At 72.4% G+C, this 11,903-nt stretch carries 9 protein-coding genes; 3 read left to right on the forward strand and 6 right to left on the reverse strand.

Annotated elements, in window-relative coordinates:
- Nucleotides 1-992: 992 nt before the first annotated feature.
- Nucleotides 993-1,919 (reverse strand): 5'-nucleotidase, lipoprotein e(P4) family, encoded by a 927-nt coding sequence (locus PQS31_RS15535; RefSeq protein WP_272763683.1) that lies wholly within the window; start codon nt 1,917-1,919, stop codon nt 993-995.
- A 113-nt stretch (nt 1,920-2,032) separates the two neighbouring features.
- Here PQS31_RS15535 and PQS31_RS15540 point away from each other — a divergent pair, with 113 nt between their 5' ends.
- A complete protein-coding gene (locus PQS31_RS15540; RefSeq protein WP_272763685.1) occupies nt 2,033-2,695 on the forward strand; it encodes a DUF480 domain-containing protein in 663 nt (220 codons plus the stop codon).
- A gap of 78 nt (nt 2,696-2,773) precedes the next feature.
- On the opposite strand, the gene PQS31_RS15545 is transcribed toward PQS31_RS15540, so the two are convergent.
- A complete protein-coding gene (locus tag PQS31_RS15545) occupies nt 2,774-4,750 on the reverse strand; it encodes a UvrD-helicase domain-containing protein (RefSeq protein WP_272763716.1) in 1,977 nt (658 codons plus the stop codon).
- A gap of 90 nt (nt 4,751-4,840) precedes the next feature.
- On the opposite strand from PQS31_RS15545, the gene PQS31_RS15550 reads away from it, so the two are divergent.
- Nucleotides 4,841-5,464, forward strand: a complete 624-nt coding sequence (locus PQS31_RS15550; protein WP_272763686.1) for a thymidine kinase — start codon at nt 4,841-4,843, stop codon at nt 5,462-5,464.
- 4 nt (nt 5,465-5,468) lie between these two features.
- Here PQS31_RS15550 and PQS31_RS15555 read toward each other — a convergent pair whose 3' ends face one another.
- The 4 genes from PQS31_RS15555 to PQS31_RS15570 all read right to left on the reverse strand — a co-directional run bounded on the left by PQS31_RS15555 (nt 5,469) and on the right by PQS31_RS15570 (nt 11,097).
- On the reverse strand, nt 5,469-8,285 hold the full coding sequence (locus PQS31_RS15555; RefSeq protein ID WP_272763687.1) for a serine/threonine-protein kinase: 2,817 nt from the start codon (nt 8,283-8,285) through the stop codon (nt 5,469-5,471).
- 8 nt (nt 8,286-8,293) lie between these two features.
- The gene (locus tag PQS31_RS15560) at nt 8,294-8,857 is read right to left on the reverse strand and encodes an ECF-type sigma factor (protein ID WP_272763688.1); all 564 of its coding nucleotides are present in this window, start codon (nt 8,855-8,857) and stop codon (nt 8,294-8,296) included.
- A 57-nt stretch (nt 8,858-8,914) separates the two neighbouring features.
- Nucleotides 8,915-9,727 carry a bifunctional DNA-formamidopyrimidine glycosylase/DNA-(apurinic or apyrimidinic site) lyase gene (gene mutM / locus PQS31_RS15565; protein WP_272763689.1) on the reverse strand — a complete coding sequence of 271 codons (813 nt, stop codon included), beginning with the start codon at nt 9,725-9,727 and terminating at the stop codon, nt 8,915-8,917.
- 119 nt (nt 9,728-9,846) lie between these two features.
- Complete coding sequence (locus PQS31_RS15570) at nt 9,847-11,097, reverse strand: 6-phosphofructokinase (RefSeq protein WP_272763690.1); 1,251 nt, start codon at nt 11,095-11,097, stop codon at nt 9,847-9,849.
- 118 nt (nt 11,098-11,215) lie between these two features.
- Between PQS31_RS15570 and PQS31_RS15575 the strand changes: the two genes are divergently transcribed.
- The gene (locus PQS31_RS15575) at nt 11,216-11,794 is read left to right on the forward strand and encodes an adenylate kinase (protein ID WP_272763691.1); all 579 of its coding nucleotides are present in this window, start codon (nt 11,216-11,218) and stop codon (nt 11,792-11,794) included.
- Nucleotides 11,795-11,903: the final 109 nt, after the last annotated feature.

Here is an 11,903-nt window from a genome sequence, read left to right on the forward strand (position 1 = left end):
GGCCGGGGCTGCAGCGGAGGGGAGTGGCGCGGCCAACGTGGGCGGCTGCGCTGGCCCCTGCAGCCCGGCCGGGCTTTGGACGCCGGCCGTCGCGGGCGGCATGGCTGCGGACGCGGGCGCAGCGACGGGGGTGGGTGCGGCGCCGGCGAGTGCCGGGGCCGCCGCCGTCGCGGCCGGCACGGCCCGACCCGGTAGCGCCGTCGCTTGGGCGAGCGCGGACGGAAGCGCGGGGCCCGCCGTGGACGGCGTCGCTGCGGTGGCCGCCTGCGCTGGTGGGCCGGGCGGGGGCGCGGACGGGAGCAGATTGCGGACGGCGTCGGCGGCGTTGCCGAGCAGCTGGCCGGGGGCGGTGGCGGCCACCGCAGCGCCAGGCGGACCCGTCGGCGCCGAGGGCATGGAGGGCATCGAAGGCATCCCGCCTGCCGGCCCCTGAGCGGCCGTACCACCGCCTGGAACCGGCGGGCCCGGGAGCGTCAGCGTCTGTCCGCCGGGCAGCGGCAGCTGCAGGCCCGGGCCGCCGGGCAGCGCACCGGCCGGGGGCCCGGCCGACTGGAAATTGACGCTGGGAAACACCTGGCTCGCGGTCTGCATCGTCATGGACCGCATGCCGTCCGGAAAGGCACTGCGCAGCGACGGAGGCGCCGGCGGAGTGAGCCCCAGGCCCGACAGGAGCCGTGACGGCGAAAGGCCTCCGATGGACAGGGACACGGCGTTGCCTCCCGGGCGCAGGGAACCGCACACGCAGCGTTGGAGCGCGGGCGCGGGCGGACGATGACAGCCCGAGCCTAGACGCCGCGGGCGCGCCTGCACCCTGGGGCCGGCCCTAGGACACGCCGGTTCTGGAACGCGGGTCGCAGACCAAAAAAAAGGGAGACGCGGGGTCTCCCTTTCGAGCCGGCAGGGCCGGAGGACATGGATACAGCGGGCGCAGGCTACCCCGCCCCCGCATGTAATGCAATACGCTAGAAAGACGACATAACCGATTGATCCAACTATTGATCCAGCAGCAGCGCCGCGCGTTTCGCCTCACGCCGCGCGGTGGCCGGCTGCTCCCAGGCATTGTTGAACTGCGCCGGCTCCCAGCCGCCGTAGCTCGGATTGGCCAGCATCCACCAGCGTTCGCCGAACCAGTCGCCGTAGTCCTCGAGCAGCTGGCCGCGGGCCTCGGGGGTGTTGGCGAGGATGTCGACGAAGTCGCCGAGCTGGTCGCCGAACTGCATCAGCACGCGGTAGTCGCGGCCGGCGACGCGGCGGCGGCAGGTCTTCTCGCTGCCGTGCTGCTCGCAGCCCTCGACGTGCATGCCCAGCCCCAGGAACACGCTGTCGTCCTTCACCGGCAGGCCTTCGGCGCGCAGGCTGGCGAGCGTCGCCTCCTGCAGGTGCTGGGCGCGGTTGGACAGATAGAGGATGGTCACGCCCTTGGCCTCGGCCGCGCGCGCGAACTCCAGCACGCCCGGCACCGGTCGGGCCTTCTTCTCGGCCACCCACTCGGCCCAGGTGACCTCGTCGTACTCCAGCCCGTTCTGGATCAGCCGGGCCTGGTAGGGCGAGTTGTCGAGCACGGTTTCGTCGATGTCCATGATCACCGCGGGCGGCAGCGCGGTCGCATCACCGATCAGTTCGCGCTCCTGGGGCACGAGGGCATCCCAGTTGGGCTCGGCGATCGCGCGGTCGAGCTGCTCGGCCGCGGCGCGGAAGATGGACAGGCTGTTGGCGCGGTACTCCTCGGAACGCTGGATCCACAACACGGCATTGAGATTGTCGTTGGGATCGGTCGCGGCCGGCGTCTGCGCGGCGGCGGTGGCCGTGGGGCCGGCGACGGCGGCGGAAGCGGCCGCGTCGGGCGCAGGGGTCGGCTTGCAGGCCGCGAGCAGCAGCGCGCTCGCGAGCAGGGACAGGGCGGGTGCGTTCAGGCGCATGGCAGGTCCGTCGTCGAGTGAGCCGGCGAGTTTACCGGCCCTGTCCGCCCCGGACATGACAGCCGCTGCGCGGGCCGGCATCCTGACGCCCCGTTTTTCTGCAGGTGCCGCCTATGGACACGTCCGCCCCCTGGCCGACCCTGTCGCCCGCCGAGGCGCGGGTGCTGGGCTGCCTGGTCGAGAAGCAGGCCACCACGCCCGACGTCTATCCGCTGACCGTCAACGCCGCGCAGGCGGCCGCCAACCAGAAGACCGCGCGCGACCTGGTCTTGAACCTGAGCCATGGCGACGTGCACCACGCGCTGCGCCAGCTCGAAGGCCATCGGCTGGCCCGGCAGTCGTTCTCCTCGCGCGCCGAGCGCTACGAACACACCGTCGCCAGCCGGCTCGATCTACCGCAGCCCCAGGTCGTGCTGCTGGCGCTGCTGCTGCTCCGCGGCGCGCAGACGGTCGGCGAACTGCTGTCGCGCAGCGAGCGCCTGCACTCCTTCGCCGATGCCGAGGATGCGCGCCATCACCTCGAACGGTTGCGCGGCAAGGCGCTGGTGGTGCGGATTCCGCCCTCGGCCGGCCGCCGCGAGGATCGCTATGCGCATCTGCTGTGCGGGCCGGTCGATGTCGACGCGATCGCGGCCGCCGCGGGCGCTGCGCGTGCGGTGGAGGGCGACGCCGCGCTCACGGCGCGGGTCGAGGCGCTCGAAGCCGAGGTCGCCGCGCTGCGCGCGGCGCTGGACACCCTGGTCGCGCAGCCGACGCACGGCACCACCGGCGCCTAGTCCAGGCGCTTCCGGCAGGCCTGCCGGACGCGCGTCGCCGCGCGTGAGCGTGCGCCTACGCGGCGCCCGCGCCACGCCTCAGCTGTCGAGCAGTGCCTTGATCGAAGCGAAGCCGTGGTTTGCGCGTTCGCGCTTGCGCGCGGCGTCGGCCACCGGATCGGCGCCGTCGCGCTGCAGCTCCTCGGCCGGCAGTTCGTCGAAGAAGCGGCTGGGCGTGAGCCGCAGCTTCTGGCCCCAGCGCTGCGTTTCGCGCGGGTGCGACAGCCACAGCTGTTCCTTGGCGCGGGTGATGCCGACGTAGAGCAGCCGCCGCTCCTCGTCGATCCGGCCCTCGTCGATGCTCGATTCGTGCGGCAGGGTGTTGTCGTCCATGCCCACGATGAACACGTAGCGGAATTCCAGTCCCTTGGCCGCGTGCATGCTCATCAGCCGCACCTGGTTGCCCGGATCGCTCTTGTCCGAATGGCTCAGCAGCGCCAGCTGCGACGCCAGCTCGCCCGGGCCGGCGCCGCGGGCGCCTTCGAACCAGTCGGCCAGCTCGTCGAGATTGCCGCGGCGGATGTTGAACAGCGTGTCGGTCTTGCACTGCGCCTTGAGCATCGCCACCAGGCCCGAGCGCTCGTTGAGCGCGCGCACCAGATCGCCCGGCGCCATGTGGCCGGCATCGGCGCGCAGCCCGCGCACGATGTCGGCGAACTCGCTCAGCGCATTCGCCGCGCGCGGCGGCAGCTGCTTGAGCAGGCCCATCGATTCGATCGCCCGCGACATCGGCATGTCCGCGCCGCGCGCGAGTTCGGCCAGGCGTGCCAGCGAGGTCTGGCCGACGCCGCGTGCCGGCGACTGCACGGCGCGCAGGAACGCCGAGTCGTCGTCGGGATTGGCCAGCACGCGCAGCCAGGCCATCGCGTCCTTGACCTCGCCGCGGTCGAGGAAGGCCGTGCCGCCGCTGAGGTGATACGGCACCCGCAGCAGTTGCAGCGCCTTCTCCAGCGGCCGCGACAGGTGATTGCTGCGGAACAGGATGCAGAACTCGCTCCACTCCACCTGGCGCGAGGTCTGCAGGAAGTGGATCTCGCCGGCGACGCGCTCGGCCTCGTGCTCGGAGTCGCGGCATTCCCAGATGCGGATGCGCTCGCCGTCGGCCTGCGCGCTCCACAGCGTTTTCGGATGTTCGTGCGGGTTGTGCGCGATCAACGCATTGGCCGCGCGCAGCACGCGGTTGCTGCAGCGGTAGTTCTGTTCCAGCTTGACGATGCGCAAGGCCGGATAGTCGGTGCCCAGCTGCAGCAGGTTCTCCGGATTCGCGCCGCGCCAGGCGTAGATGCTCTGGTCGTCGTCGCCCACGCAGGTGAAGTTGCCCTTCGGACCGGCGATCGCCTTGAGCAGGCGGTATTGCGCGTCGTTGGTGTCCTGGCATTCGTCGACCAGCAGGTAACCGATGCGCTCGCGCCAGGCCAGCACGGCATCCGGATCGGATTCGAGCAGCTGCACCGGCAGCCGGATCAGATCGTCGAAATCCACCGCATTGAAGGCGTTCAGCCGTTCCTGGTAGCGCGCATACAGCGCCGCGGCTTCGAACTCGCGCGCGCTGCGCGCGGCCGCGTGCGCCTCCACGGGAGAGAGACCGGCGTTCTTGGCCTTCGACACCAGGCCCTGCATCAGCTGGATCACGTCGGGCTTCACGCCCGGCAGCAGGTCCTTGAACTGCGCCGCGCTGTCGTCGGCATCGAAGATCGAGAATCCTCGGCGCAGGCCGAGCTTCGCGTGGTCGATCTGCAGCATCTTCAGGCCCAGGGCGTGGAAGGTGCAGATCGTCAGCCCGTCGGCGGCGTCGCCGCGGAGGCGCTTGGCGATGCGCTCGCGCATTTCCTTGGCGGACTTGTTGGTGAACGTGATCGCGGCGATGCGCTTGGCCGGATAGCGGCCGGACTGGATCAGGTGGGCGATCTTCTCGACGATCACGCGCGTCTTGCCGCTGCCCGCGCCCGCGAGCACCAGCAGCGGGCCGTCGACGTGGCCGAGGGCTTCGGCTTGTTGGGGGTTCAGACCGTGCATCGCGGGGGACATCGGACAACGCCCGCTAGTGTACCGGTCGGCGGCGTCGGCTCCGCGCCGGGTGTGGCGGCGCGCGGCTAGAATTCGGCGATGGCCAAGCTCTATTTCTACTACTCGGCGATGAATGCCGGGAAGACCACCACGCTGCTGCAGAGCGCGCACAACTACCGCGAGCGCGGCATGCGGGTGGCGATCCTGACCCCGCGCCTCGACCACCGCGCGGGTGTGGGCCGGGTGGCGTCGCGGATCGGGCTGTCGGCGGAGGCGGTGGCATTCGATCGCGGCGACGATCTGCTCGCGCGCGTCCGCGGCCTGGTCGAGGCGAACGGCGGCCTCGACTGCGTGCTGGTCGACGAGGCCCAGTTCCTGGCGCGCGCCCAGGTGTGGCAGTTGTCGGAGGTCGTCGATGCGCTGCGGATTCCGGTGCTGTGTTACGGCCTGCGCACCGATTTCCGCGGTGAATTGTTCGAAGGCAGCCAGCACCTGCTGGCCTGGGCGGACGAACTGAGCGAGATCAAGACGATCTGCCACACCGGCAAGAAAGCCACGATGACCGTGCGCGTCGACGATCAGGGCTATGCGGTGCAGGACGGGCCGCAGGTGGAGATCGGCGGCAACGAGCGCTACGTCTCGGTGAGCCGCGCCGAGTTCAAGCGCATCGTGCGCGGCGAGGGCCGGATCGAGCCCGCGCAGCCGCCGCTGCCGCTGGGCTGAGCCCTCAGCGGCGGGCCAGTGCCGGCGCGCAGGCGCGGCCGGCTTCGGCCACTTCGCGCACCAGCGCGCCGCCTTCGGGACGCGCCTCGCGCAGCTGGCGGTCGAGGGCGCTGAATTCCGTGCGGGCCGCCTCGCGGCCGCCGCCGGCGCACCGCAGGGCGGCGGCATGGGCCCGCGCCAGCCACGCGAGCTTGCGGGCCTCGGTATCGGTGGCCGTGGTGCGCGCCATGGCGTCGAGCCGGACGAGGGCATCGGCATCGCCCAGGCCGGCCTCGACCCGGGCCAGCGCCAGCGCCGCCCGTCGCGTGGCGGGATGTGCCTCGCCGTAATACGTGCGGGTGATCGCCATCGCGTCGCGCAAATGAAGGCGCGCGGTGGCCGTCTGCCCGGTCGCGGCCTCGATCTCGCCGAGCAGGCGCAGCGCGTCGCCCACGGCACCGTGGTCCGGGCCGAACCGGGCCCGGCGCAGTGCCAGCGCTTCCCGCACGCGCGGCAGCGCGGCTGCGTCGTGGCCGAACGCGTGCAACACCAGCGCGTGGTTGAACAGGCCGTCGGCGAGCAGGCCGGCCGGGCTCGATGCGCGCCAGATCTCCACGCTGCGTGCGAGTTCCGCCAGCGCCGTGGACGCATCGCCGCGCTCCCAGGCCACGATGCCGAGGCTGTTGTGGATGCGGGCGACGTCGGCGTGCATCGGGCCGAGACGTTCGACCGTGCGCTGCAGCGCGTCGCGGAATTCGGCCTCGGCCTCGGCGAAGCGGCCCTGGTCGACATGCAGGGCCGCGAGCTGGCGGCGTGCATCCAGCGTCGAGGGATGCCCGGCGCCGTAGAGATCCAGCGCCAGCCTGAGCCCGGCGGTGCAGCTGTGCTCGGCCTCGAGCGTGCGGCCCTGCGTGCGCAGCAGCGCGCAGCGCGTGCGCGACAGGTCGACCGCCAGCGGATGCCGTGCGCCCAGCCGGTCGTCGAGCAACGCGAGCGCGGCATCGACCGCAGCCAGTGCGCGCGGCGTGTCACCGGCGGCGCTGTGCAGCGAGGCCAGGTCGGCGAGACTTTCGACGGTGCCGGCATCGTCGCCCCGGCCGCCACGCCGCAGTGCCAGTGCGCTGTCGAACAGCTGGCGCGCCGCCTCGTAATCGCCCTGATCGCGATGGCAGCGGCCGAGCTGGGTGTAGAGCTCGGCCGCCTGGCGCGGCAGGGCGCGCTCGCGCTGCCGCGCCAGCGCGCGCTGGGCGCCGGCCTGGGCGATGCACGCCGATTGCCGGCCGAGCAGGCGCAGCGCGCGCGCGTGGTCGCTGGCCGACTGCAGACGCTGGCTGGCCGGGGCATCGGGCAGCGTCCGCAGCAGGGCGTCCTGGCGTTGCAGCAGCGCCAGCGCCGGCGCGTAGTCGCCGAGGCCGAGGCGCAGCCGCGCGATCACGCCGTAGAGTTCGGCCCGCGCGAGCGGCTGCCGATCCAGTTCGACGTCGCCGCGCTGCACGCCGGCGTCCAGCAGGTCGCGCACGTCCATCGACGCGCCGCCGGAGCTGGCGCCGGCATGCTCGAACAGGCCGATGACGAAATCCTGCATGGCCTGGGCGCGGGCGGACTCCTCGATCGCCTGGCCCGCCTGCCAGTTCACCGCGCCCAGCGCGCCGGCCAGCAGGCCCACGACGGCGGCCGTGCCGCCCAGGGCCCAGCGGTGCCGGGCGAGGTATTTGCGCACGCGGTAGCCCAGCGGCTGCGGCCGTGCCTGCACCGGCTTGTCGTCCAGCCAGCGTCGCAGGTCCTGGGCCAGGGCCTCGACCGAGGGATAGCGGTCTTCCGGTTGTTTGGCGAGCGCCCGCAACACGATGTTGTCGAGATCGCCGGCGATCGTGCGCACCATGCGCCGGCGCAGGCCCGGGTCGGCCTCGCCGCCGCGGCGCTGCAGTGCGAGGGACGGCCGCACGGGTTCGGCATCGAGGATCGCCTGCTCCCAGGCGCCGGCGGTCTCGCGCGTCGGGCGGTAGGGCGCGTGGCCCGACAGCAGCTCGTGCAGCACCACGCCGAGCGCGTAGACGTCGGTCAAGGTGGTGACGGCGTCGCCGCGCACCTGCTCCGGTGCGGCGTAGTGCAGGGTGAAGGCGCGGGCGGCGTTGCGGGTCTGCTCCGGCGCGTGGTCCTTGGGATCGAGCAGCTTGGCGATGCCGAAATCGAGCAGGCGCACATGGCCGTCGGCGGTGACCAGGATGTTCGACGGCTTGAGGTCCAGATGCACCACCAGGCTGGCGTGGGCATGACTGACCGCGGCGCAGACCTGCAGGAACAGGCGCACACGGCGCGGCACCTGCAGGTGCCGCTGCTGGCACCACGCGGTGATCGGCGCACCGTCGACGTAATCGAGTGCGAGATAGGGCTGCTGGTCGCCGTCGACCCCGGCATCGAGCAGATGCGCGATGTGCGGATGCTCGAGGCGCGCGAGGATCTGCCGCTCGCGGGTGAAGCGCAGGCGCAGATCCGGATCGGCCAGGCCCGGCCGCAGCAGCTTCAGTGCGACCCGGCGTTCGTAGAGGCCGTCCGCGCGCCGGGCCAGCCAGACCTGGCCCATGCCGCCTTCGCCGAGCAGGCGGTCCAGGGCCCAGGGCCCGATCCGTGCGCCGGCACGCGGGCCGGCGAACAGCGCGACCGGCGAGTCCTGCAGAAACCCCACCGCGTCGGCCTCCAGCGCCAGCAGCGCGGCCAGCTCGTCGGCGAGCCCGGGCTCGCGCGCACGCAGCTGCGCCAGCGCGTCGGCGCGCGCCTGCGGCTCGAGTTCGAGCAGACGGTCGAGTTCGGGCGACAGCCGTTGCCAGTGCGCCGCGTCCATGGCGTGGCTCAGTCGGCCTGCAGCGAGGCCAGCAGATACATCCGCGCCTTCTGCCAGTCACGGCGGATGCTGCGTTCGGAGCGCTCCAGCAGCGCGGCGATTTCCAGCTCCGAGAGTCCGGCGAAATAGCGCAGCTCCACCACGTGGGCCAGCCGTGCATCGACGGCTTCCAGCCGGGTCAGCGCCGCGTCCAGCGCCAGCGTGTCCTCGTCCAGACGCAGGCCGCTGTCGACGTTCTCGGGCAGTTCGGTGACCCGGTGGAGGTCGCCGCCACGCTTCTGCGCCAGGCGCTGGCGCGCGTAATCGACGACCACGCTGCGCATCGCCGAGGCGGCGTAGGCGAAGAAGTGGCCGCGGTCGTTGAAGCGCGCCTCGGGCCGGCCCGCCAGCTTCAGATAGGCCTCGTGGACGAGGGCGGTCGCGTCGAGGGTCATGCCGTGGCGACCGGCGAGCTGGCGCCGGGCCATCTGGTGCAGCTCGGTGTAGAGCGTGGAGAGCACGCGATCGAGCGCATCGCGATCGCCGCCGCGCGCGGCATCCAGCCAGAGCGTGATATCGGAGCCCGTGCTCATGGCACCCCCCATTCGGGCCGACTATAGCGCGGGCCGGGGACGCGGCGGCGGCCGGCGTCAGCGCTGGCAGCGCGGGCACCACACCGTGGTGCGCTGGGCGATCAGCGCCTGTTGCAGCGGCGCGCCGCAGCTAGGGCAGGGCAGGCCGCCGCGGCCGTAGGCCGACAGCTCCTGCTCGAAGTAACCCGGCGCACCGTCGGGACTGATGAAATCGCGCAGCGTGGTGCCGCCGCGGCCGATCGCGTACGCCAGGATGCGGCGGATCTCCGCGGCCAGTCGCACGTAGCGCTCGCGCGCGATGCGCCCCGCTTCACGCAGCGGCGAAATGCCGGCCGCATGCAGGGCCTCGGTCGCGTAGATGTTGCCCACGCCGACGATGATGCGCTGGTCCATCAGAAACGCCTTGACCGGCGCACGCCGACCGCGGCTGGCGCGGAACAGATACGCGCCGTCGAACGCGTCGTCGAGCGGTTCCGGGCCGAGGTCGCGCAGCAGCGCATGGGTCTCGCCGGGCGCCTGCCACAGCAGGCAACCGAAGCGACGCGGATCGTTGAAGCGCAGCACTTGGCCCGAGTCGAGCGCGATGTCGACATGGTCGTGTGCGCGAAGCGGCACGTCCGGCGCCAGCACGCGCAGGCTGCCCGACATGCCCAGATGCAGCAGCGCGCTGCCGGCGTGCGTGTCGAGCAGCAGGTACTTCGCGCGTCGGCGGATCGCATCGATGCGCTGGCCGGGCAGCTGCGCGGCCACCTCGGGCGGAATCGGCCAGCGCAGGTCGGGCCGGCGCAGCGTGACCGCGGCGATCGTGCGCCCGGTCAGATGCGGGGCCAGGCCGGCGCGGGTGGTCTCGACTTCGGGCAGTTCGGGCATCGGGCCGGGGCCATCGGGGCAGGCCCTCCGTTATCGGGGGGCGCGTCGCGGATTCAATGCGGGGCGCTGAACGGCGCGGTCACGGCATGCGACGCGCGCCTGGCGTCGGACCCCCGCGCTCAGCCGGTCCAGGGCGGCAGCCGCGTGGGCACGGCCGGCGCGTCGAGGGTCACGTACTTCGGCAGACCGTCGCGGCCGTAGGGCGGCGGCGCCTCACCGCGGATCAGCGGTTCCAGATACCGGCGCGCGGCCTCGGTGATGCCGAAGCCGTCGCGGCGGATGAAGCCGGCCGGCATGGTCTTCTCGTGGTTGGCCACCGTCTGCAGCGGCGCGGCCTCGATGGTCCAGCGGTAGGGCGCATCCGAGGTGCGCGCGATCACCGGCATGGTCGCATTGTGGCCGTCGAGTGCGAAGCGCACCGCGGCACGGCCGACCGCCATCGCCTGGTCCACGTCGGTCTTCGACGCGACGTGGCGCGCGGAACGCTGCAGGTAGTCGGGCAGGGTCCAGTGCACCTTGTAGCCCAGCGCGTCCTTGACCCGGCCCGCCAGGTGCGAGGCGACGCCACCGAGCTGGGTGTGCCCGAACGCGTCCTGGCCGCCGCCGGCATCGGCGACGAAGCGCCCGTCGGCGTCGCGGATGCCCTCGCTGGCCACGACCACGCACCAGCCCACGCGCTCGACCACCTGCTTCACCCGGGCGAGGAACGCGGCCTCCTCGTAGGCGCGTTCGGGAAACAGGATGATCTGCGGTGCATCGTCCGGGCCCTGGCCAGCGAGGCCCGCCGCCGCGGCCAGCCAGCCGGCATGCCGCCCCATGGCCTCGTAGACGAACACCTTGGTCGAGGTGTCGGCCATTGCCGCGACATCGAGCGCCGCCTCGCGCACCGAGACCGCGGTGTACTTCGCCGCCGAGCCGAAGCCCGGGCAGCAGTCGGTGACCGCCAGATCGTTGTCGATGGTCTTGGGCACGCCGATGCAGGTCAGCGGATAGTCGAACTCGGCCGCCAGCTGCGAGACCTTGAGCGCGGTGTCGGCCGAATCGTTGCCGCCGTTGTAGAGGAACCAGCGCACGTCGTGCGCGCGCAGCACCTCGATCAGGCGTTCGTACTTCGCGCGGTCGGCGTCGATCGACTTGAGCTTGTAGCGGCAGGAGCCGAACGCGCCGCCCGGCGTGTGCGCGAGCGCGCGCACCGTCGCCAGCGGGATCTTTGACGCGTCCACGAGATCCTCGCGCAACGCACCGAGCACGCCGTTGCGCGCCGCGAGGACCTTCACCCGGCGGCTGCGCGCCTCCTGCAGCACGGCGGACGCGGTGGCGTTGATGACGGCGGTCACGCCGCCGGATTGGGCGTAGAGCAGAGCGGGCATCGCGGTCTCCGTCGGTGGGGCGTGGCGGGATACGGTAAGCTGACGCGGCCGTTCGCGGCCTCGCCGGCAGTCTACGCCGGTGACGTCGGGCGGATCCCCACACTTGCAGGAGCGTTCGATGCGTCTGGTTCTTCTCGGTGCACCCGGTTCGGGCAAGGGCACGCAGGCGGCACGCCTCAAGGAACACCTGCAGGTGCCGCACATCTCCACCGGCGATCTGCTGCGCGCCGAAGTGGCCGCCGGCACCCCGCTGGGCCTGGAAGCCAAGGCGATCATGGCGCGCGGCGACCTGGTGTCGGACGACATCCTGCTGGGCATGCTCGAAGAGCGCTTCTCGCGCGAGGACACCCGTGCCGGCTTCATTCTCGACGGGTATCCGCGCAATCTCAGCCAGGCGGCCGCGCTCGACGCGCTGCTGAAGAAGCTGGGGGTGCAGTTCGACGCCGCCGTGCAGCTGGAAGTCGACAACGAGCAGATCATCGCGCGCCTGGCCGGCCGCGCCCAGGCCGAAGGCCGCGCCGACGACAGCCCCGAATCCGTGCGTCACCGCCTCGACGTCTACGACCGGCAGACCGCGCCGGTGATCGCGTTCTACCGCGACCACGACCAGCTCACCGTCGTCGACGGCGTCGGCTCGCTCGACGAGGTGTTCGCGCGCATCGTCAAGGCCATCGGCCGGGAACAGGCCGCCGCCTGAGCGTCGCCCCCGACGCGGCCCTGTCGTGCCGCCGCAGCCCGCATCATCCGGCCACAGGTCCGACCTCGCCCGCAGGCGCCGGGCGCCGCGCCCGGTGACCGCGGCGCGC

Source organism: Luteimonas sp. BLCC-B24, assembly GCF_028550595.1.
Taxonomy (GTDB): domain Bacteria; phylum Pseudomonadota; class Gammaproteobacteria; order Xanthomonadales; family Xanthomonadaceae; genus Luteimonas.

Coding starts and splice junctions, on each gene's coding strand:
- PQS31_RS15535 (WP_272763683.1), bottom strand. CDS start 1,919: ATGCGCCTGAACGCACCCGCCCTGTCCCTGCTCGCGAGCGCGCTGCTG.
- PQS31_RS15540 (WP_272763685.1), top strand. CDS start 2,033: ATGGACACGTCCGCCCCCTGGCCGACCCTGTCGCCCGCCGAGGCGCGG.
- PQS31_RS15545 (WP_272763716.1), bottom strand. CDS start 4,750: ATGCACGGTCTGAACCCCCAACAAGCCGAAGCCCTCGGCCACGTCGAC.
- PQS31_RS15550 (WP_272763686.1), top strand. CDS start 4,841: ATGGCCAAGCTCTATTTCTACTACTCGGCGATGAATGCCGGGAAGACC.
- PQS31_RS15555 (WP_272763687.1), bottom strand. CDS start 8,285: ATGGACGCGGCGCACTGGCAACGGCTGTCGCCCGAACTCGACCGTCTG.
- PQS31_RS15560 (WP_272763688.1), bottom strand. CDS start 8,857: ATGAGCACGGGCTCCGATATCACGCTCTGGCTGGATGCCGCGCGCGGC.
- mutM (WP_272763689.1), bottom strand. CDS start 9,727: ATGCCCGAACTGCCCGAAGTCGAGACCACCCGCGCCGGCCTGGCCCCG.
- PQS31_RS15570 (WP_272763690.1), bottom strand. CDS start 11,097: ATGCCCGCTCTGCTCTACGCCCAATCCGGCGGCGTGACCGCCGTCATC.
- PQS31_RS15575 (WP_272763691.1), top strand. CDS start 11,216: ATGCGTCTGGTTCTTCTCGGTGCACCCGGTTCGGGCAAGGGCACGCAG.